Origin of the sequence: uncultured Halovibrio sp., assembly GCF_913056445.1 — a bacterium.
GTDB classification, from domain to species: Bacteria; Pseudomonadota; Gammaproteobacteria; order Pseudomonadales; family Oleiphilaceae; genus Halospina; species Halospina utahensis_B.
The window spans coordinates 21,172-42,360 of sequence record NZ_CAJXMA010000013.1; the positions used below are offsets into that span (position 1 = coordinate 21,172).

The following is a 21,189-nucleotide window of genomic DNA, read 5'->3' on the forward strand; positions in this document are numbered from 1 at the left end:
GGAATACTCTGTCTCCTGAATGCTCAGAACGGAATCTTCAGTGACGGCTCCGCCCTGCCAAGCTGCTCCCGGAACACACCCTTGATGCGCTCCAGTGCCTCAACGTTCTGCGCTTCGAAACGCAGCACCAGGTTGGGTGTGGTGTTGGAGGCACGGCACAGCCCCCAGCCATCCGGGTAGTCCACACGCAAGCCGTCAATGTCGGTAATACTCGCCTCGCCGAAATCACCGCCGCTGGCAAGGCGCTCGATCAGTGCGAACTTGTCGTCATCGGCAACCGCCAGGTTGATCTCGGGGGTGCTTTCATCCTCGGGGAATTCCTCGAAAATGGCGTCCGCCTCACGGTCCTCGATCCCAAGGATCTCCAGAAGGCGGGCGGCAGCGTAGAGGCCATCATCAAACCCGTACCAGCGTTCGCGGAAGAAGATATGCCCGCTCATCTCACCTGCCAGCAGCGCACCCATCTCCCTCATCTTGCCCTTGATCCAGGAGTGGCCAGTCTTCCACATGACCGGACGACCACCGTACTCGTTCACCACACTGGCCAGACGGCGAGAGCATTTGACGTCATAGATGATGTCAGCACCCGGGTTGCGCGAAACCACATCCCGCGCGAACAGCATCAGGAGGCGGTCCGGCCAGATGATCTTGCCGCTGTTGGTGACCACACCCAAACGGTCACCATCCCCATCGAAGGCAATACCCAGGTCCGCGCCTTCCTTCTTCACGGTCTGGATCAGGGACTCGAGATTCTCCGGTTTTCCCGGATCCGGATGATGGTTGGGGAAATCACCATCCACGTCACAGTACAGCGGCGTCACCTCGCAGCCGAGCTCGCGGATCAGCTCAGGGCCGAGTTCGCCGGCCACACCGTTGCCGGCATCAACAACCACCCGCAGCGGCGCGGCCACGGCAATGTCGCCAACGATGGTATCAAGGTAGGCCTTGCGTACATCCCGCTCACTGCGCTGCCCCTGACCCTCCTCCAGCTGATGGTTGCGGATCCGGCTCAGCAGGGCCTGGATGGCATCCCCCGCCAGGGTATCCCCCCCGAGCATCATCTTGAGGCCATTATACTCCGGCGGGTTATGACTGCCGGTGATCATCACACCGGAGCCGGTCTCCAGGTAGTGGGTGGCGAAATACAGAACCGGTGTCGGCACCCGGCCGATACTGATCACATCCACGCCCGTTGCCAGAATGCCTCGCGTCAGCGCTTCAGCCAGATCCGGGCTGGAGTGGCGCCCATCGTAGCCCACGCAGATGCTCTGCTGCTGGCGGCTCAGGGCCTCGCTGCCGATGGCGCGACCGATGGTCTCAACAATCTCCGGGGTCAGGCTGTCGCCCACCACACCCCGGATGTCATAGGCCCGGAAGATGGAATCCGGAACATCCACTGTTACCGCCGCACTTTCTTCAAGACCCATGCTGCCTCCGCTGCTGTCACTGCCTCCGAGTCCGAGCACGTCCTCGTCACCGTCGAGCATGTCAATGTCGAGCGCATCATCCCCGAACAGAGGCTCACTGTCACTATCGGATTCCCCTGCGGTCTCGGCCGCCGGGGCTGTTGAGGGCGCCGTTGCCGCGTCGCCCGGTGCGGCCTTCCTGGCGCCGGCACCACCCGTGCTGGCGGATGCTGAGGGGCGCTCCCGTGCCAGCCGCTGCAGGGTCTCGGCCAGAGCCCGCGCGGCAGGGATACGCAGCTCCGGCGGCTTCGCCCGCTCACCCGCAAACGCTTTCTGGGCCCACTGGCTAAGGCCGGACACATCCTGCCGGAGCTGCTTCTGGAGCTGACCGAACACCAGCCATATGCCCGCCAGGATGACCACCGCCACGACAGCCAAAACGCCCCAGAGCGCCACAGGCGCGACCAGTTGTGGTGCCCCGGAAGTGGGCACATAGCGCACCGACCAGCCACTGACAGAGAGATCCCGGGCCACGCCTTCGCCCTGGCCGCTGCCGCGGGCAAAGACCGGCACATCACGCCCGTCCACCCGCTGACTCAGTACCACACGGCCCTCCAGAACACCGGCCGCCGAGAGCACCGGATCCATCACCGAATCATCAAAGATCACCAACAGGCTGCCACCACCGGTGCCGCCAACCGGCGCCGCGATCTGCACAAACCAGCGGTCGTCCCGCTGGAAGGCATCCATCCGCGTATCGCCTTCACGCTCGGCCTGGCGTGCCAGATCGATACTGGCGAAGCCCAGCTCCCAGCTGCGGTCCTCGGGCTGGCTGACATCGCCGGGTTCAAACAGGAAAACGGCTTCCGCAGCGGGCAGGGTGTCCTGGAGGATCCGTGCGGCGTCCTCCCGGTCATCACTGCCACTGGTGGCAGTCCGGATGGATTCCTGGGCCGCAAAGGAGGCAACCACGTCGTGAAGGTAAGTCAGATGCTGATCAAAGCGCGCCTTGAGCACATCCGCCTGCTCCCGGGTATTGCTCTGCTGGACTTTCTGCTCAGCCGGCGCGACCAGGAAGAAGCTGATCAGAACCCCTGCAAGGGCCAGCCCGGCCATGGCCACCAGCGACTGCAACACTGGTACCCGGGAGAGGGAAAATGAACGGGCATCGGCTGATTCGGATTCCGGCCCTGAAGCGGCCTTTCTGAGTCGGAATTTCATGGTGTCATCCTTGGGTCTGGGAGGGCTCTGGAGGCCAGTATAGATGCCTGCCCGATGATTGCATCCTACTACTGGCCACCGGTGGAACCGAAACCACCCTCGCCACGTTCGGAAGCACTGAATGTCTCAACCACCTGGAAATCGGCCTGGACCACGGGCACCACCACAAACTGTGCGATACGGTCACCGGGATCGATGGTGAAGGTGGTATGGCCGCGGTTCCAGCAGGAGACCATGAGCTCACCCTGATAGTCCGAGTCGATCAGACCGACCAGATTCCCCAGCACAATGCCGTGCTTGTGCCCCAGGCCCGAGCGCGGCAGGATCATGCCCGCCAGGCCCGGGTCGGCAATGTGCACGGCCATGCCAGTGGGCAGCAGCTCGGTCTGACCCGGCTCCAGCGTCAGCGGTGTCTGAAGGCAGGCCCGCAGATCCAGGCCGGCGGATCCCTCCGTGGCATAGTCGGGCATGGGGATGCTGTCGCCCAGGCGCTCATCAAGGATCCGGACTTCTATGGATTGGTTCGCCATGGCAGGCAGGTGCTCCTCGTTAGGCTCGTTAGGATTGGGGTAAGCGGTTGCTCTGGTGTGACTGGAAAAGGCGGATCAGGTCCCGGGCCAGTTCGCGTTTCGGGCGTGCCTCGAACCGCTCGCTGCCATCCGCCCAGAACACCTCAACCGCATTGCTGTCACTGTTGAAGCCGAGCCCGGGCGTGGCGACGTCATTGGCCACGATCAGGTCCAGCCCCTTGCGGGTGAGCTTGTCGCGGGCGTACTCGGCCACGTTGCGGGTCTCGGCGGCAAAGCCGATGGTCAGCGGCCGCTGTTCGGTGAGCGCCGCCACGCCGGCCAGGATATCCGGACTCTCTGCCAGTTCGATCACAGGAGAACCGGTACCAGCCTCTTTCTTCATCTTCTGGTCGGCCACCGCCACAGGCCGGTAATCCGCCACAGCGGCCGTGGCGATGAACCAGTCCGTGCCGGCCGCAACCGTCTGATCCACCGCCGTCTTCATTTCCTGTGCGGAGGTCACATCGAGACGCGTGACGCCCATCGGCGTGGACTGCTCAACCGGGCCGGCAACCAGGGTCACGTCCGCCCCCTGTTGAGCAGCTGCCTCCGCCAGGGCAAAGCCCATGCGGCCGGAACTGTGGTTGGAGATATAGCGGACCGGATCCAGCGCCTCGCGCGTGGGGCCGGCGGTAATCACAACCCTCAGCCCCGCCAGCGGCTGCTCCTGCAGGGCAGCCACCTCCTGCACCAGCACCGCCGGCTCCAGCATCCGCCCCGGTCCGGTGTCGCCACAGGCCTGATCCCCGGCTTCCGGGCCCCAGAGCCGGAACTGGGGATCCGCCGCAAGCAGGCTCCGGTTGCGCTGGGTACGGGCATTGCGCCACATCGCCTGGTTCATGGCCGGAGCCAGCGCGATCTGGGCCTCAGTAGCGAGGCAGACGGTCGTGAGCAGATCATCCGCCAACCCGCAGGCCAGTTTCGCCATGATGTCCGCCGAGGCGGGCGCCACCAGCACCAGCTCCGCCCACTTCGCCAGCTCGATGTGGCCCATGCCGGCTTCCGCATCCGGATCCAGCAGGTTCTCGCGCACCGGGTTGCCGCTCAGGGCCTGGAAGGTGAGCGGCTGCACGAAGGCTCGCGCGCCGCCGGTCATCACCACCTGCACCTCATGCCCCTGGCGGCGCAGCTCACGTACCAGCTCTGCGCTCTTGTAGGCGGCGATGCCACCGGTTACGCCTAGAAGAATCCGTTTGCCCACTGTCGCCTCTGGGTGCTGTTTTGTCGTCAAAGATACCAGATCCCGAGGCGGTATTGGCAGCGGGAAGTGGTGACGCTAGACTCAAGGCTGACCGCCTGGAGGGCGGTGCCCTGAAGGATCAGGAACCATCAGCGAAGGAGCCGCCATGTCACTGAAAGACCTCCCTGTTACCGAACGCCCGCGGGAAAAGCTGCTGCACCTGGGCCCGGACAGCCTCACGGATGCGGAACTGCTGGCCATTTTCCTGCGCACGGGCAGCGCCGGCCGCCCGGTCATGACCCTCGCCCGCGAGCTGATCAGCGATTTCGGCAGCCTGCGCGCGCTCACCGGCGCCTCGGCGGAGCGCTTCTGCCAGACGCCGGGCCTGGGCACCGCCAAGTTCGCCCAGCTGCAGGCCGCGCTGGCTATGGCCCAGCGGGTCATGGAATCCCCCGTCACAAACGGCGAGCCCCTCACCTCACCGGCCGCCACCCGGAGCTACCTGAAGTCGAAACTGGTGACCCGCCACCATGAGGTGTTCGCCTGCCTGTTCCTGGATACCCGCCACCGGGTGATCCGCTACGAGGAGCTGTTCAACGGCACCATCGACGGCGCGGCTGTCTACCCCCGGGAGGTGGTGCGGCGGGCACTGGAGACCAACGCCGCCGCGGTGATACTGGCGCACAATCACCCCTCCGGCGTGGCCGAGCCCAGCAGTGCGGACGTGAACCTCACGGAACGCCTGCGTTCCGCGCTGGGCCTGATCGATGTGCGGGTTCTGGATCACATGATTGTGGGGCATAATGAGGTCACCTCGATGGCGGAAACGGGCCACCTCTGAGAACGAAAATCTTTGCGTCAACCGGCCTTTTCTGGTATAAAACCGGCCTTTTCCGGGAGCGTCAGGCGCGAGCCGTCAGCGGGTGCAACGAAGGCTGCGGGGCACCACCGGGCGCGGGATTCGATTTCAATCATTATGACCAACGCTCAGTTGGAGGCCGAATATGTCCAGAGTCTGTCAGGTGACCGGTAAGCGCACGGCCACCGGTAACAACGTTTCACACGCCATGAACCATCGCAAGCGGCGGTTCCTGCCCAATCTGCAGACCCACCGTTTCTGGGTGGAAAGCGAGAAGCGCTTCGTGAAGCTGCGCGTCTCCACCAAGGGTCTGCGCACCATCGACAAGAAGGGTATCGAAACGGTCCTGCAAGACCTGCGTGCCCGCGGCGAGAAGGTCTGAGGAGAACATCATGCGCGAGAAGATCAAACTGGCTTCCAGTGCCGGCACAGGTCATTTCTACACCACGACCAAGAACAAGCGGAACACCCCGGACAAGATCGAGATCAAAAAGTACGATCCGGTTGTCCGTAAGCACGTTCCGTACAAGGAAACCAAGCTGAAGTAAGCGGGTTTCCGACTGCCCCACTACCGGTGGGGCACTCCTTTCTAGTTCTCCATATCCTCCAGAGCCGCGGCATGATGCAGGAATGCCTGTCGTATCTGGCTCCGCAACTGTTCATCATCCCAGGGTTTGGTCAGGAACTTGTAGATCGCCCCTCGATTGACCGCGTCGGTCACGGAATCCAGGTCGGTATAGCCTGAAAGGACAATGCGGATGGTGTCCGGATAGAGCTCCTTGACGCGACTCAGGAAATCAGTCCCCGTCATCTCCGGCATGCGCTGATCCGACAGAACCACCTGGAATTCATACAGGGCAAGCAGATTCAACGCCTCCTGCGCCGACGTAACCGTGTGGATCTCATACCCATCCCGCCTGAGGAGCCGCTTGAGCGACCTGAGGATATTGGGCTCATCATCAAGGATCAACAATCGCCGGCTGGCCTGATCGCCTGGCTCACGCCCGTTCACCTCGGCTAGCGCCTCCCGGGTCTCCGCGCTCAGCTCATGGGTTCGTAACTGTTCAAATGGCATGGGCGGCCCCGGCAGAAAGCCCTGCACCAGATCGCAGTGATTGCGAAGCAGGAATGCCAGCTGATAGCGATCCTCAACCCCCTCCCCCACAACCTGCAGGTTCAGCTTGTGGGCTAGCGCGATGACGCCCCGCGTGATCGCGGCATCGGCACTGTCCGAGACAATATCGCGGACGAAGGAGCGGTCGATTTTGATCCTCGAGGCGGGAACCTGCTTGAGGTAGTTCAGGCTCGAGAAGCCGGCACCGAAGTCGTCGATCATCAGGCCAATTCCCAGGGTACGGATCTCATCAAGGGCCCTGCGCACCGGTTCGTCAAACGACAGGAAGGTGGATTCAACCAGCTCCAGGTTCAGGCAGGCGGGTTCAAGGCCGGTGCTTTCCAATACGCTTTTCACCGATGAGACCACATCGCCACGCACAAAATGGTTGGGTGAGATGTTCACGGAAACCCACAGCATCCGGCCGGTTTCTTCCATGAGCCGATTGAGATCCGTGCAGGCCCGCCTGAGCACCCAGTCCGTGACCTCAACCATGAGGCCGCTGGTTTCGATCGCCTGAAGAAAGTCAGCCGGAGACAGCATGCCCTGCTCCGGGTGGTGCCAGCGCAGCAAAGCCTCGATGCCGACGACCTCCTGGCTTCGCGCCTCCACAACCGGCTGATAATAGAGCTCAAACTGCTGCTCGCTCAAAGCGTGCTGCAGCTGATTGTGAAGCTTGAGGGTCCATTCCACCTCTTCAGCGAGCAGAATACTGTACCACCGGTAGCTACCACCGCCACACTGCTTGGCATTCCTCAATGCCAGACTCGCATGGCTCATCAGTTCATCGGCGCCCGCGACATTCTCGCCAGTCCACGCGATACCGGCACTGGCGGTCACAAAAAGCTCCTGCCCTTCCAGCCGGAAGGGAATGGACAGCACCGACACCACGGAATCCACCAGCGAACTCACATCATGGCTACCCAGAACCTCGGTCTGGAGAATGGCGAATTCATCCGCACTCAGACGCGCCAGCAGATCACTGCGCCCAAGCAGTGGCGTTACCCGGTCCACCACAGCCTTGAGCAGCTGATCAGCAGCCCCGGCTCCGAAAGTGGCGTTAATCGCCTTGAAGTTATCAATATTGAACAGCGTCAGTGCCACGGCGTGCCGGTGATGCCCCGACTCCTCGCATGCCTGGCCGACACGGTTCCTGAACTGCTCAAAATTGGGAAGCCCGGTCAGGCCGTCATAACTGGTGCGATAGGCCAGTGCCGATTCCGCATCCATGCGCGCGGACACATCATTGATGACCCCGATATAATGGGTGATGTGACCGCCATTCTCACGCACCGGTGAAACCTGGAGCTCGTTTGAGAAGCGTGAGCCATCCCTGCGGTAGTTGCGCATCTGCACAAGCGCCGGTTTGCCGGCCCGAATGGCCATCCTCACCTGGTCCACCCCGGGCTGCTTGCGATCACTGCCCTGAAGAAAACGGCAGTTACAGCCGTGGACTTCCTCCGGCTCATACCCGGTAATCCGGGAAAAGGCCTGGTTGACATGAACGATGGGCATGTCATCGGCGCGAGCATCCACAATAACGATGCCGTTGGCGCTGGCTTCAACGCAGGCCTGAAACAGGGTTGAATGCTGCCACAGCCGGATCTCATTGAGCAGCTGCCCCAGCACCCGGCGCAGGAGCCCATCATCCCCGCCGGGCTCCGGAAGGCACCTCAGATTAAAGCGCTCCTCCAGACTTTCCGGCAGCGCACTGGCGCCCAGAATCAGGAAGGCGGTTGCCTGGTTTTCCGCAACCAGCTCGTCCGTCAGGATACGGGGAGATTCTGCCGGGTCATCCCCATTCCCCCCCAGGACCACAAGATCAACCCCCCCATCATCGAGAAGCCCTATCAGCGACTCCCCGCTCAGCGCTGACGTCATCTCTGCACCGGGAAAACCGGCTCGCGCACAGGCTCTGGCAAGGCGATCGGCTTCAGGGCCTTCAAGGCCCCAGAGCAGCAGACGGGGGAACGAAGCGGCGTGTTTCATGGCGTGCGGGCGCTGTCTCCATTTCCATTACCACCAGTGTAGCCACGCACAGCCGTTCATGCCTGTGACTGCAAAACATCACGCGCAGAAACAGACCATTTACACCCACGCCGGGCAGAATGCACAAAAGCATATAGACTGCCTGTAAGAACACATGATCAGCGGCCGGATACAGCCCCATGAGTAAGTACCAGCACTATCTCTGGTCCGAGATCCATGAATGGCTCAGGCATGTCCACCGGGAACAGCCCGAATTCCACCGTGAGCTTCTGACCCGGGCGAGCCTGCTGTGTGAAGGTCACGCCGGAGGTATCGCGCTGGACCCCAGCCACTGCGTTTCCTGGATCAGCCGGGACCTGACGCTGGAGAAGATACTCGAATGGGAGGAACAGGGCTACGGCCTCCTGACTCCGGATGCCCCCTGGAGTTGTCACTGCCCTGCGGGAGAAGAATCCCTCCCCCTTATGGCTGCCCCCTACCGCCAGGGCGAACAGCTTACTCTGACACTCGTACTGATCCGCAATGCCGGCAGCGAGCCCTTCACGCGCGAGGATGAACTCAACGCGAACCGGCTGATACAGGAGGCCATGAGTGCTATGGACAAAAACACCCTCCTCGATGAGCTCGCATCGAGCAACGCTGCGCTGCGCCAGCGCCAGAACGAACAGGATGAGTTGATTCGCGAGCTCAAACAGGCCCGCGACCAGCTGATGCAGTCCGAAAAGATGGCAAGCATCGGGCAGCTGGCGGCCGGTGTCGCGCATGAGATCAACAACCCCATCGGCTATGTGCGCTCCAACCTGTCCTCACTGCGCGAATACACCGAATCCCTCCTGGCCCTGAATGATGCGTTTGCCGAGGCGCTGGGGGAAAAATTCCAGTCTCCGGAACTCCAGTCCCTGTGTCGCAGCCATGATCTCGAATTCATCCGGGAGGATCTGCCCTCCCTCCTGGACGAGTCCCGGGACGGCATCGAGCGGGTGGAAAAGATCATCCGTTCCCTCCGGGACTTCTCCCGCACGGATACCGGCGAAATGGAATCACTGGACATCCATCAGTGCCTGAACAAGGCGCTGGCAGTGGCCCGGAATGAAATCAAGTACAGGGCCACGGTTGAAACCGACTTTGCGGAGCTGCCAACGATCACGGGCGTGGACTCCCAGCTGGGCCAGGTCTTCCTGAACCTGCTGGTGAATGCGGCCCAGGCGATTGAGGAACAGGGCCTCATCACCATTTCCACGGAGCATCATGATGCGGATCACGTTGAAGTACGGATCGCCGACACCGGCAAAGGCATAGACCCTCACAACCTGGACCGGCTCTTCGAGCCATTCTTCACAACCAAGCCCGTTGGTAAGGGCACCGGCCTCGGCCTGTCGCTTTCCTATGGCATCGTACAGAGTCACCAGGGCGAGCTGAGCGTTGCCAGCACTCCCGGTGAAGGCACGACCTTCCGCGTTGTCCTGCCCATCAGGCAGACATCGAGTGAGGCTGTGGAATGAGCGATTACCGTTTCCGCATCCTGTTCGTTGATGATGAGGAACCCATACTGAGCGCCCTCCGGCGTCTCATGCGCCGCCACGACTACGACTGCTGGTTCGCGACCAGCGGCAGGGAAGGACTGGCGATCCTGGAACAGAACCCGATCGACCTGGTCATCTCCGACATGCGTATGCCGGAAATGGACGGTGCGCAGTTCCTGAGCGAGGTCAGAAAGCGCTGGCCATTCAGCGTGCGCTTTCTGATGACCGGGTATGCGGACATGAGTGCCACCATTGATGCGCTCAATCAGGGCGGCATCAACCGCTACGTCTCCAAGCCCTGGGATGACGAGGCTCTGATCGAGGCCATCGAAGAGGGCCTGCGCATCCGCAAGCTGGAGCGCCAGAAAAAGCGGTTGATCGACCAGACCCGGGAACAGAACCGGGAACTCCAGGACCTGAACAGGGATCTTGAACAGCGGGTACATGACCGCACACGCGCACTGGAATCCCGTACGGCCGACCTGCAGAAAGCTTTCCGCCAGCTCGAGAACAGTTACGACTCCTTTGTGCGCGTGTTCTCATCCGTCATTGCCAGCCGCCCCCATCTCGTGAAAGGCCGCTCCCGGGAGGTTGCGGACCTTGCCCGGCGCATTGCCCAGCGGCTGGAACTGGACACGGCCCGGCTCCGCTACGTCTACTACGCAGCCCTGCTGCACGAGGTGGGCAAGCTGAGCCTGAACGATGATGTCCTGGGACGCTCGGAAACCCAGCTGACCTACCGGGACCTGGCCGAGTACCGCCAATACCCCACACTGGGTGAAATGGCACTGATGCCGATCAAGGCCCTGCGCCCCTGCGCCGAGCTGATCCGCGCCCATATGGAGAATATGGACGGCACGGGCTACCCCGACGAGCTGGCCGGAGAGGCCATTCCCCAGGGAGCGCGCATCATCCGGGTGGCAAGGGACTTCGTGGGCCAGCAGACGCCTCTGCTCCGGGACCCACCTGTCTCTCCAGCGGAGGCCTTTGAGAGCATGAAGGAGCGCTCCGGCCGGTTCTATGACCCGGAAGTGTTGGCTGCGCTTGAGCCCATCGTCAATCAGTTCACGCTGGAGCCCCAGGACGATGAAACCGGAAGGATGCTGCCCATCTCGGAGCTGCGCCCGGGTATGGAGCTGACACGCGACATCGTCAGCGCCAACGGGATCCTGCTGATGGTCAAGGGAACGGTGCTCAACGACAGCGCCATCAAACGCCTTACCCGGATGAGCTGGGAGGACCGCCGACACCTCAAGGTGTCCGTGACGGTACCGGCCAGGGACGTCCACACCAACGAGGAGTGAGCCCATGTCGGAGGAACAGAAGCCCGTCATTGCACTGATCGACGACGAGCCGGAGATTCTGAGCGCTCTGGTGCGCCTTTTCCGTCACCGGAACTGGATCACCCTTACCTGCAAGGACGCCCGCAGCGCCCACGCTGAACTCAGACACCATCGGCTGGATCTGATCATCTCCGACTACCGCATGCCCGGCACGGACGGCGTCACCCTGCTCAACCAGTTCAAGCAGTCCCATCCTGACGCACTGCGGATCGTGCTCAGCGGTCAGGCGGACCTTGAAGGTGTGGTGAACGCCGTGAACGACTCGGAAGTGTATCGCTTCATCCTGAAGCCGTGGTCCAACGAGGACCTGCTGGTCACGCTCGACAATGCCCTGCGCTACAAGGAGATGGCGCTGGAGAACCAGCGGCTGGCGGAAAAGGTTCGGCGCCAGCAGCGCGAACTGGAAACCCAGAAGAAGGAACTGGAACGCCTGGAGTCGGAAGCACCGGGGATAACGCGGGTCGAGCGGGACCAGGACGGGTTCATCACGCTGTCAGACGAGGATTAAACGACCTCAGATGTCGATCTGACTGCCCAGCACCCGCAGGATCTCCGCCAGGTTCGTCTCGCCCGCCTCAACGCGGTAGCGGGCATCCGCGGCCAGCGTGACCAGCCCGTCGCTCTCCGCCTGCTCCACCATCTCGCGCACCGCTCCGCCGGAGGCGATCACGTGGCGCATGGACTCGGTCACGCTCAGAACTTCATGCAGCGCGACCCGGCCCTTGAATCCCTGGTGGTGGCACCGGTCACAGCCCCTGGAAACATGATCGTAGAGACCGGGGCTCGCGAAGGCTGGCCCCAGCAGTTTCTGGACCTCTGGATCCGGCGTGCTGGGTTCACGGCAGTGCGGGCACAGCCGGCGCACCAGCCGCTGGGAGATCACGCATTCCAGCCCATAGGCCACCACATAGGGTTTCAGGCCCAGGTCCAGGAGACGGGCGACGGAGGCAATGGCCGAATTCGTGTGCAGCGTTGAGTAGACCATATGACCGGTCATCGCGGCATGGAACGCCACCTCCGCAGTTTCCCGGTCGCGGATCTCACCCAGCAGTATGACATCCGGGTCCTGGCGCAGGATGGCCCTGAGCACCGAGGCGAAATCCAGCCCTACCTTTTCCCGGACCGGCACCTGGCCCGCCATGTCCATGTAAAACTCCACCGGATCCTCAATGGTGACGTAGTTCTTCTCCGGCGTGGCCTGATGCTGGAGCATGGCATAGAGGGTTGTGGTCTTACCGCTGCCGGTGGGTCCGGTGGCCAGGATGATGCCCTGGGGCCGGGTTATGACGTTGAGCAGCCGTTGCCGGTTGAGATCCGAAAGCGCCAGCTGATCGATGTTCTTGATGCTGGAATTGCGATCCAGCACCCGCATGACCACCTTCTCACCATTGAGCGTCGGCAGGGTCGACAGCCGCAGGTCCACAATCTTCATGGGTGTCTTCACGGTCAGGCGGCCATCCTGGGGCCTGCGCCTTTCGGTGATGTCCAGCTCCGACATCACCTTGATCCGCGAGACAATGCTCATCTGCATGGTGCTCGGAATACGGATCTTGTCCTGCAGAACCCCGTCAATCCGGTAGCGGACCACCACCACATTGGTACGTGGCTGGATGTGGATATCGCTTGCCCCCAGCCGCAGTCCCTCCATGATGACGGCGTTGACCACACGCACCGCCGAGGGCTGCTGGGTATCCGACAGCAACCCTTCCAGGTCCACATCGGAGTCATCGTCCTCGATGACCAGCTCGATGGTGTCACCAGGATCATTGGCATCGAAGACGGACTCGAGCTCCTCCATGCCTTCCCTGGGATCGCCGAACAACTGACCCAGCCGCTCCTCCAGCTCATCCACCCGCACCAGCACCGGCTCAATCTTCAGCCCAATGGCGAAGGAAAGTTCCTCGATGAGCGGCTGGTTGAGCGGATCCGCCATGGCAAGCACCAGACGGCGCCCCCTGACCCGCAGGGGCAGCAGAAGCTGGCCCTGGCAGACATCCGCGGGGATCAGGTCCAGGGCTTCCGGATCAACGGCGAATTCCGCCAGCGCGACCTCATCAAAGAGCAGCTCGTCGCGCAGGAGGCTGTAGAGCTTTTCCCGGGAGACCCATTCCTTCTCAAGCAGCAGCCGGATGGTCGCCACCTTGCGCGCCTGCTGGATCTTGTAGACCTCCTGGACCTGCTGGCGGTTGATGAGTCCATGCTTGTGCAGCATCAGCGCCAGCTGGCTGCGCTGCTGCTGATTCATCTTGCGGAAGACATCCAGGTCCTTTTCCTGGCGACTGGTTGTCTTTTCCAGGCTGCGGTTCTTCTCCCGCAGCTCGTATTGCTCCAGCGCCAGGGCCACCGTCACGCGCAGGTCGTCATCGTTCCAGGGCTTGAGGATGAAGCGATAGACCGCCCCTTCATTGATGGCGGTCATCACCGCCTGGGTATCCGCATGCCCGGTCAGCATGATGCGCATGGTGTCCGGCGAGATCTCCCTGACTTCCCGCAGCAGGTCCGCCCCATTCATACCGGGCATCTTGAAATCGGTAATCATCAGATGGAAACGCTCGGAACGCACCAGGGCCAGAGCCTCCTCAGCACTGGCCGCACACTGGATCCCATAGTTCTCCCGGTGAAAGGTCCGGCGCAGGGAACTCAGCACATTGGGTTCATCGTCCACAAACAGCAGACGATACTGGCCTGTTTGCGGAGAGTCTGGCTCAGACTCTCCGGACTGTTTGCTGCTGGACAGAAAGTACTGGTCAAATTCGGACATGCAACACGCCTGGTTCAGCTGTCACCAGCAGATGGGTTCCCGGGAAGCCATACTGACACGTCGGTTCCGGAACCAGGCTCACTGCTGATCTCAATGCCTCCGCCGTGGGCCCGGATGGTGTCACGGCACACACTCAGCCCAAGACCAGTGCCAGCCCCTACAGACCTTGTCGTATAGAAGGGATCAAAGGCCCTGGCCAACACCTCCGGAGCCATCCCGTCACCATCATCCCGGAGCCGCACGCGCACACCCTGCTCATGGCCCTCGGTTGCAACAGCCAGCCCTACCGGGCGTTCCGCCGCCAGTGAGGCATTCTCCATAAGATTGTAGAAGGCCTGACTGATCCCTGCCCGATCCACTTCAACCGTTGGAATGGATTCATCCAGCGCCCAGTTGACCGTCACATCCCCAAGGCTTCCTTCCGCCACCGCCCAGACGCCCTGCAGTAACTCATTGATACAGACAGAGGAGACACCACTTTCATCCGTGCCGGCAAAGCGGCGCAGTGCACTCACAATCGCCGCAACACGGGCGGAACCATCAATGGATTCATCAATCAGGTCCTGGAAATCAGGGACCACGAAATCCAGGTCCAGCTCGCGGGCCAGCTCTTCGCCCCCCGGCAGGGTGCGCAGCCGCTTCGACAGTTCGGAGAAAGTCCCCAGGTAATCCCGCGCCGAGTTCAGGTTGGAGCGTATGAAGCCAATGGGGTTATTGATCTCATGGGCAACCCCGGCCCCCAGGCGCCCCACCGCATTGAGTTTTTCCGACGCGTACAGACGCCGTTGACGATCCTCGATCTGTGCCACCTGAGCCTGAACGCGCTCCTCCAGCTGCTCTGAAAGCTCCCGGTACCGGGCCTCCGATGCCTGTAGCTGGGCGTGCTGCTGCTGGAGCTCCTGGTAATTGCGCTGGACCACATCCAGATGCAGATTGGCCGCCAGGTAATAGCGGGAGGCCTGGTACAGCACCCGTTCCGCCGTACGGGCAAGCCCCTGGAGCAGGCCGGTTTCAAGATCCGCACTGACCCAGGCCACGGTCTGAAGCTGATGGCGAATGGGAGCAGCCGGCTGTTCTCCGGCGGCCATGACGATGGCAACCGGCGCCCCGGCAACCTGCGTCAGCGACTTCTCCAGCAGCGCCGTTTCGCGCTCGCTCATCAGATCATTCCAGCCGAGCTGCTCCAGCCTCGCTTCCAGCTCACCGAAGTCCCCAATCCCGGGCTCAACAGACGGCATCACTCTGCCCCAACACGTTCTGTACAAATGTCACGCGATCCAGGCCATGCTGTTCCCCCAGTGCGTAGTCACGGTCAAGCGCACCCCAGGTCCGCTCCAGAAGCAGTTGGAACGTCTCCAGAACCCCCTTGTTCTCCAGGGCAGTCGCCAGCTTGATCGGCCACCAGGGGCTGCTCTGCCACCGGGCAACCAGATCCGGCTTCGATACCACGTCCCCGAGATCCCGCTTGTTGAACTGGACGGCCAGCGGCAGCGCCCCGAAATCCAGCCCAACACGGCTGGCGTTCTCGCTCAGGTTCCGGAAGGATTCCAGGTTGTTCTGTTCCTGGTTACGCTGGGAATCGGCTACGAAAGCCACACCGTCCGCACGAGAAAGGACCGCCTTGCGTGTGCTGTCATGCTGGACCTGGCCGGGCACGGTATACAGTTTGAGGGTCACGGTCAGTCCGGAAGGCAGCTGAAAGCCGAGAGGGAACAGATCAAAGAAAAGGGTGCGGTCGTTCTGGGTCTCAAGCACCATCATATCGCCCTTGAGATCCGGCTGAAGCAGATCATGGAGAGCGGCAAGGTTCGTGGTCTTGCCACTGAGGGCTGGCCCATAGTAGACCAGTTTGATCTGGAGCTGATTACGCTCCTCATCGAATTCCGCCATGGTCAGCCCCGGGGCCGGAAAGAATCGCCGTTCTCTCCGAGTATAGCCCATAAGGTGCTCCTGCCCAGCAGGGCCGACACCGGGAGTGGCCCCGTCTACCCGGTAACCCCAGGAATCTCGATCTCCATACTGACCGGCAGGTGATCCGACACCGGATAGTCCACAACGCGGGTGTCGTGCACATCCAGTGTCGGGCTCACCAGGATGTGATCCAGCGCCTTTTCCGGGCGCCAGCTGGGAAAGCTCATCGCCGAATCCGGAAGCGGAATCAGCTCTGCCGAGCGCAGCGGGGAATGGGTCAGAAGCTGCTCAGCATGGGCATTCATATCGCCCATGAGCACCACATGCCGGTAAGGGGCGATCAGTTCCCGGATGTAACCCAGCTGGCGATTCTGCGCCCCCTTGCTCAGGGACAGGTGCATCAGCACCAGAACGAGCGGATCCTCCGGGTTGCCGTAGAACGCCATCATGGCACCACGCCCCGGAATCAGCGCCGGCAGGCGGTGCTCCTCCACCCTCAGGGGCTGGTAACGGCTGAGGATACCGTTGCTGTGCTGGGCGATACGCCCGAGATTGCGGTTGAGCTGCTGGCGCCAGTAGGGGAAGCCGCCCTGGCTTGCCAGGTACTGGACCTGGTTGACGAAACCACTGCGCAGCGAGCCACCATCGCATTCCTGAAGAGCCACCACATCGTAGTCCCGCAACAGTTCCGCAATGCGGTCCAGGTTGTCCCGGCGCTGGGAATGGGGCAGCAGATGCTGCCAGCTCCGGGTGAAATAGTGGTGATAGGCTTCAGTGGCAATGCCCACCTGAATATTGAAGGTGAGCAGCCGTATCCGGCCCGTCTCGGCCAGGGAGGGGGCGCTGTTGGAGGTTGAAGCCGCTCCCCGGGGGCGGCCGGGGGCGGCCAGACGCCGGACCTGGTCACGCAGCTTCGGATACACAGTCAGTCGCCGGAGCGTTCCTTTTCCAGCAGGTGATCGGCAATGGCCAGCATATTCTCGTAGCTGCCGGCCGCCCTGACGGAGATGACATACTTACCCTCAACGACCAGGGTCGGGGTGCCGGTCACCTTGGCCCCCTGCTGGAACTGGCGGCCACGGCGCATGGCGGTGTCAACCGCAAAACTGCCCCAGGCATCCCGGACCTCCGAGGCTTCCGCCACTCCCTGCTCCTCGAAGAAAGCAGCAATGGCATCGACATCATTCAGGTCACGCCGTTCGCCAGCCAGCGCATCAAACAGCTCGGAATGGATCCCGTCCACAACACCCAGCTGACGCGCGGCGTAGAACGCTTTCGCGTGGGGTGCCCAGTCACGCCTCAGCGATGCCGGTACATGACGCAGGTTCACATCATCGGGCTTGGTCTCCTTCCACTCCTCGATGACGGGCTGCATGCTGTAGCAGGAAGGACAGCCGTACCAGAAGACCTCAGCCAGTTCGAGCTGGTCCCCGGATCGGGTCTCAACAGGTTCGGAAAGGGTCCTGTAATGGGTGCCTTCCTCCCATTCCGCAGCCATTGCGGCCGGGACCATGGCGAGGAAGGCGGTAAGTGCGATCAGGCTGCGGTAAAGCATGCCGTTCTCCTGCGGTCACTGAAAGTGAAAAGCGCCTCCTATTGAAGCGAACTTTGCAGGAGTCGGCAAGTAGCGGTTCCGCGGAAAGCTCTCAGTAGAGCCCTTCGATGTACTCGGCCACCGCCGAGATCTCATCATCGTTGAGCTTACTGGCGATGTCGCCCATGATCTGGCTCTGCGCATTATAGACGCGCTCACCGGAGCGGTAGTCCTTCAGGGACTTGACCACATACTCCGCGGACTGGCCGCTCAGCCGCGGATAACCGGCAGGCTCATTGCCCAGCCCTTTCGGGCCATGACAGGCAATGCAGGCCGCCACATCGCGCGACAGGTCACCACCGCGGTAGAGGGATTCGCCGGCGTCCACCTTCTCCGGGTTCGCCTCGCCACGGGGCATCTCCTGCTGGTTGTAGTAGGCCGCCAGATTGCGCATGTCCTGCTCATCCAGCCCCCTCACAATGCCCATCATCTCCGGCACATTGCGATCGCCGCTCTTGATCGCGCTCAGCTGTTTGAACAGGTAGTCCTCACCCAGTCCGGCCAGCCGTGCGTAATTCGGCTGCAGCGGCTCAACGCCATTCTGCCCATGGCAGGAAACGCACTGGTTCTGGGCGATTTCTCCCCCGGCGCTCGGGTCGGCCGCCTGAGCCAGTCCGGCCAGGCCCACTGTCAGTACAAGACCGGTCAGCAGTTTTCTCATCGTGACACCACTCGGATTACACATTGTCCGTTCGGCCGGCTCCTTCAAAGGCGCCGGCCCCGCAAACTGGTGTGGTATTATACATGTTTCGCCACCGACTGAAATCAATGGACGCAGGCCGCGCCGTGACCGGACATACGACCCGTATCGCTTTCAACAGTGCCCGTTTTCTGACCAGCGCCGCACGGCTCGACCAGTGCCCCGAAGACACCGGGCGCGAGGTGGCCTTTGCCGGGCGCTCCAATTCGGGCAAATCCAGCGCCATCAATGCCATAACCCGGATCGGAAGCCTGGCTCGCACCAGCAAGACACCGGGCCGCACCCAGCTGATCAATTTCTTCTCACTCAGTACGCCCGGAACCCGGCTGGTGGATCTGCCCGGCTACGGTTTCGCGCGCGTCTCGCGCAATACCCAGAAGCAGTGGGAGAAACACCTGGGCGACTACCTGGCCCACCGGCAGTCGCTGGTGAGCATGACCCTGATCATGGATCTGCGCCACCCACTGTCGGAGTTCGACGCCATGCTGATCGAGTGGTGCGAGCATCACGGGCTGCCAATGATGCTGCTTCTGACCAAGGCCGACAAGCTCAAGAGCAACCCGGCGCGGCGACAGATTGAGAGCGTCCGGCGGGACCTCGAAGGCATTGAGTGCATTCACCACATCCAGCCATTCTCAGCCCTCAAGGGGCAGGGCGTGGAACCGGCCCGCAACCACCTCAGCGACTGGCTGCTCGGCGTGGAACCGGCGTCAGACTGACAGATCGGGCTCCTCCGCCCGGGAGCCCCCCTCCATGACACTGAGATCCGGCCGGTACTGCTCCCGGATCGCCGTCACACGCTCGTAATACGCCTCCGTCAGATACGGCATTTCCAGGGTGAGCACCTGGTAGATGCCCTGCTTGAGCTCCCGCTGGGTATTGCCGTCGCTGCCGCCGTCGGCACTCGCTGTCTTCAGGAACGCCATCCAGTTGGTCACCACCAGCCACACATTCAGGGCCATGGCCTCATGCTCCTGCTCGGAGTGGGGGCGGAGAATGCCCGCTTCCTGAAGCCCTTTCAGGACAGCCCGGATCTCTCCCAGACAGTGGAAGGTGAACTCCCGGTAGTCGTGGCGCAGCCGCTCATCCATGGTCAGCAGGTACTCCAGATCGCGGTGGAAGAATCGGTAGTGCCACAGGCCGTCGAAAACGGATTCCAGATAGAACATCTTGTCTTCCACCGTGAGCGTGCGGTTGCGCGGCACCTTGAGATACCGGTCCACCAGCCCCCGATACTGCAGGAACAGCGAATAGATGATGTCCGCCTTGTTGCGGAAGTGGTAATAGAGGTTGCCCGGCGAAATGCCCAGGTGCGCGGCGATGTGGTTGGTGGTCACATTGCGTTCACCCTGTTCGTTGAACAGCTGGAGGCTGGCTTTGAGAATCCTGTCACGGGTTTTCATGGCAATCCTCGGCCCTGGAGACGCATTCCATCGGCGCTGGTGTATTGACTGCTAGAGCACATGCTCTAATATTGATCCTAGAGTACATGCTCTAGATCTGCCAGCAACGGATCCGCCACAAAGGATCAGCGGCAGAACTCCGGGACAATACAGGAGAACCAGCCATGGTCGCCAACGTTGTTCAGCTGACGGATAACCGTAAGCAGATCCAACAGATCAGCCGTGCGTTCAGCGCCCAGCGGGAGGCCTTCAGGGCCCAGCCCATGCCCAGCGGCACCGAGCGCCGGGAGCATCTCAAGCGTCTCAAGCGCGTGCTTCTGGCCAACCAGGATGCGCTGTGCGACGCCATCAGCGAGGACTTCGGCGGCCGCTCCCGGGACGAAACCCTGCTCGCCGAGATCATGCCCTCGATCCAGAACATCAACTACAGCCTGAGCCACCTCAGCAGCTGGATGAAGCCCGAGAAGCGCAAGGTGCACGTGCTCTTCCAGCCGGCCCGCAACGAGGTGCACTACGAACCCCTGGGCGTGGTCGGCATCATGGTGCCGTGGAACTACCCGCTGTTCCTGGCCGCCGGGCCCCTGACCGCGGCGCTGGCCGCCGGCAACCGGGTGATGCTCAAGCTCTCCGAGTTCACACCGGCCACCTCGGCCATGCTCGAACGGCTGCTGCACGAGACCTTCCCGTCCGACCTGGTCACTGTCATCAACGGTGAGGCGGACGTGGCCCAGGCCTTCTCCTCACAGCCGTTCGACCACCTGCTGTTCACCGGCTCCACCCCCATCGGGCGCATGGTGATGAAGGCGGCCGCCGAGAACCTCACGCCGGTAACCCTGGAGCTGGGCGGCAAGTCGCCCGCGATTATCTCCCGGGAAGTGCCCATGAAGGATGCGGCCGAACGCATCGCCTTCGGCAAGTGCATCAATGCCGGCCAGACCTGTGTGGCACCGGACTACATCCTGTGCCCCCGTGACCGGGTGAACAGCTTCGTGGACAGCTTCCGGAGTGCGGTGGCCCGCATGTACCCCACGATCAAGGACAACCCGGACTACACCAGCATCATCAACGAACGCCAGCACGAACGCCTGACGGGCGTGCTGGATGACGCCCGCGGGAAGGGTGCCGATATCATCCAGATCAACCCGGGGAACGAGTACTTTGGCGAGGACACCCGCAAGCTGCCGCCGCACCTGGTCCTGGGTGCCACGCAGGACATGCAGGTGCTGCAGGACGAGGTCTTTGGGCCGCTGCTGCCGATCGTGGCCTATGACCAGCTCGAGGATGCGCTTGATTACGTGAACAGCGGCCCGAACCCGCTGGCCCTGTACTACTTCGGCTATGACCGCAGCGAGCAGCGCCGGGTGCGGGAACAGACCCATTCCGGCGGCATGTGCATCAACGACACGCTGGTTCATGTGGGGCAGGATGACCTGCCGTTCGGGGGCGTCGGCCATTCCGGCATGGGCGCCTACCACGGCCGCGAGGGCTTCGTCACCTTCAGCAATGCGCGGGGCGTCATGAGCAAGCAGCGGCTCAACAGCGGCAAGGCCATACACGCACCTCACGGCACACTGTTGCACAGGGTGATCTACAAACTGTTCATCCGCTGACAGGAG

At 62.2% G+C, this 21,189-nt stretch carries 19 protein-coding genes; 8 read left to right on the plus strand and 11 right to left on the minus strand.

Features of this window, described 5'->3' with window-relative positions; genetic code table 11:
- Positions 1-23: 23 nt before the first annotated feature.
- The 3 genes from QZ501_RS15090 to coaBC all read right to left on the minus strand — a co-directional run bounded on the left by QZ501_RS15090 (position 24) and on the right by coaBC (position 4,427).
- Entirely contained in the window at positions 24-2,627 is a 2,604-nt protein-coding gene (locus tag QZ501_RS15090; protein ID WP_363174555.1) for a phosphomannomutase/phosphoglucomutase, read from the minus strand.
- 68 nt (positions 2,628-2,695) lie between these two features.
- Complete coding sequence (gene dut, locus QZ501_RS04635) at positions 2,696-3,157, minus strand: dUTP diphosphatase (protein ID WP_151439849.1); 462 nt, start codon at positions 3,155-3,157, stop codon at positions 2,696-2,698.
- A gap of 28 nt (positions 3,158-3,185) precedes the next feature.
- A complete protein-coding gene (gene coaBC / locus QZ501_RS04640) occupies positions 3,186-4,427 on the minus strand; it encodes a bifunctional phosphopantothenoylcysteine decarboxylase/phosphopantothenate--cysteine ligase CoaBC (RefSeq protein ID WP_295717593.1) in 1,242 nt (413 codons plus the stop codon).
- 115 nt (positions 4,428-4,542) lie between these two features.
- Between coaBC and radC the strand changes: the two genes are divergently transcribed.
- The 3 genes from radC to rpmG all read left to right on the plus strand — a co-directional run bounded on the left by radC (position 4,543) and on the right by rpmG (position 5,783).
- Positions 4,543-5,217, plus strand: coding sequence for a DNA repair protein RadC (gene radC, locus QZ501_RS04645; protein ID WP_151439848.1), 675 nt, complete (start codon positions 4,543-4,545; stop codon positions 5,215-5,217).
- Positions 5,218-5,380: 163 nt separating this feature from the next.
- Positions 5,381-5,617, plus strand: coding sequence for a 50S ribosomal protein L28 (gene rpmB / locus QZ501_RS04650; RefSeq protein ID WP_077529634.1), 237 nt, complete (start codon positions 5,381-5,383; stop codon positions 5,615-5,617).
- A 10-nt stretch (positions 5,618-5,627) separates the two neighbouring features.
- Positions 5,628-5,783, plus strand: coding sequence for a 50S ribosomal protein L33 (rpmG, locus tag QZ501_RS04655; protein WP_077529635.1), 156 nt, complete (start codon positions 5,628-5,630; stop codon positions 5,781-5,783).
- A gap of 41 nt (positions 5,784-5,824) precedes the next feature.
- Here rpmG and QZ501_RS04660 read toward each other — a convergent pair whose 3' ends face one another.
- The gene (locus QZ501_RS04660; protein WP_160898986.1) at positions 5,825-8,230 is read right to left on the minus strand and encodes an EAL domain-containing protein; all 2,406 of its coding nucleotides are present in this window, start codon (positions 8,228-8,230) and stop codon (positions 5,825-5,827) included.
- 287 nt (positions 8,231-8,517) lie between these two features.
- Between QZ501_RS04660 and QZ501_RS04665 the strand changes: the two genes are divergently transcribed.
- The 3 genes from QZ501_RS04665 to QZ501_RS04675 are packed head-to-tail and all read left to right on the plus strand — an operon-like array spanning position 8,518 to position 11,712.
- Positions 8,518-9,840 carry an ATP-binding protein gene (locus QZ501_RS04665; protein WP_151439846.1) on the plus strand — a complete coding sequence of 441 codons (1,323 nt, stop codon included), beginning with the start codon at positions 8,518-8,520 and terminating at the stop codon, positions 9,838-9,840.
- A complete protein-coding gene (locus QZ501_RS04670; protein WP_151439845.1) occupies positions 9,837-11,165 on the plus strand; it encodes an HD domain-containing phosphohydrolase in 1,329 nt (442 codons plus the stop codon). Before QZ501_RS04665 ends, QZ501_RS04670 begins: the two co-directional genes overlap by 4 nt.
- A 4-nt stretch (positions 11,166-11,169) precedes the next feature.
- The gene (locus QZ501_RS04675) at positions 11,170-11,712 is read left to right on the plus strand and encodes a response regulator (protein WP_160898985.1); all 543 of its coding nucleotides are present in this window, start codon (positions 11,170-11,172) and stop codon (positions 11,710-11,712) included.
- A 6-nt stretch (positions 11,713-11,718) separates the two neighbouring features.
- Here the strand turns inward: QZ501_RS04675 and QZ501_RS04680 are convergent, their stop codons facing one another.
- The 6 genes from QZ501_RS04680 to QZ501_RS04705 all read right to left on the minus strand — a co-directional run bounded on the left by QZ501_RS04680 (position 11,719) and on the right by QZ501_RS04705 (position 18,131).
- The gene (locus QZ501_RS04680; RefSeq protein WP_151439843.1) at positions 11,719-13,965 is read right to left on the minus strand and encodes an ATPase, T2SS/T4P/T4SS family; all 2,247 of its coding nucleotides are present in this window, start codon (positions 13,963-13,965) and stop codon (positions 11,719-11,721) included.
- Between the two features lie 14 nt (positions 13,966-13,979).
- On the minus strand, positions 13,980-15,203 hold the full coding sequence (locus tag QZ501_RS04685; protein ID WP_295717600.1) for an ATP-binding protein: 1,224 nt from the start codon (positions 15,201-15,203) through the stop codon (positions 13,980-13,982).
- On the minus strand, positions 15,190-15,855 hold the full coding sequence (locus QZ501_RS04690) for a GTPase domain-containing protein (protein WP_160898983.1): 666 nt from the start codon (positions 15,853-15,855) through the stop codon (positions 15,190-15,192). The genes QZ501_RS04685 and QZ501_RS04690 overlap by 14 nt, the downstream gene beginning before the upstream one ends.
- A gap of 95 nt (positions 15,856-15,950) precedes the next feature.
- Positions 15,951-16,799, minus strand: coding sequence for an endonuclease/exonuclease/phosphatase family protein (locus tag QZ501_RS04695; RefSeq protein WP_151439840.1), 849 nt, complete (start codon positions 16,797-16,799; stop codon positions 15,951-15,953).
- 2 nt (positions 16,800-16,801) lie between these two features.
- Positions 16,802-17,431 carry a thiol:disulfide interchange protein DsbA/DsbL gene (locus QZ501_RS04700; RefSeq protein ID WP_160898982.1) on the minus strand — a complete coding sequence of 210 codons (630 nt, stop codon included), beginning with the start codon at positions 17,429-17,431 and terminating at the stop codon, positions 16,802-16,804.
- A gap of 91 nt (positions 17,432-17,522) precedes the next feature.
- Positions 17,523-18,131, minus strand: a complete 609-nt coding sequence (locus QZ501_RS04705) for a c-type cytochrome (RefSeq protein WP_151439838.1) — start codon at positions 18,129-18,131, stop codon at positions 17,523-17,525.
- Between the two features lie 125 nt (positions 18,132-18,256).
- On the opposite strand from QZ501_RS04705, the gene yihA reads away from it, so the two are divergent.
- Positions 18,257-18,889, plus strand: coding sequence for a ribosome biogenesis GTP-binding protein YihA/YsxC (gene yihA / locus QZ501_RS04710; RefSeq protein WP_225741683.1), 633 nt, complete (start codon positions 18,257-18,259; stop codon positions 18,887-18,889).
- On the opposite strand, the gene QZ501_RS04715 is transcribed toward yihA, so the two are convergent.
- Positions 18,881-19,573, minus strand: a complete 693-nt coding sequence (locus tag QZ501_RS04715; RefSeq protein ID WP_151439836.1) for a TetR/AcrR family transcriptional regulator — start codon at positions 19,571-19,573, stop codon at positions 18,881-18,883. The two genes, yihA and QZ501_RS04715, sit on opposite strands and share 9 nt — an antisense overlap.
- Before the next feature lie 164 nt (positions 19,574-19,737).
- On the opposite strand from QZ501_RS04715, the gene QZ501_RS04720 reads away from it, so the two are divergent.
- The gene (locus QZ501_RS04720; RefSeq protein ID WP_295717605.1) at positions 19,738-21,183 is read left to right on the plus strand and encodes a coniferyl aldehyde dehydrogenase; all 1,446 of its coding nucleotides are present in this window, start codon (positions 19,738-19,740) and stop codon (positions 21,181-21,183) included.
- Positions 21,184-21,189 lie beyond the last annotated feature (6 nt).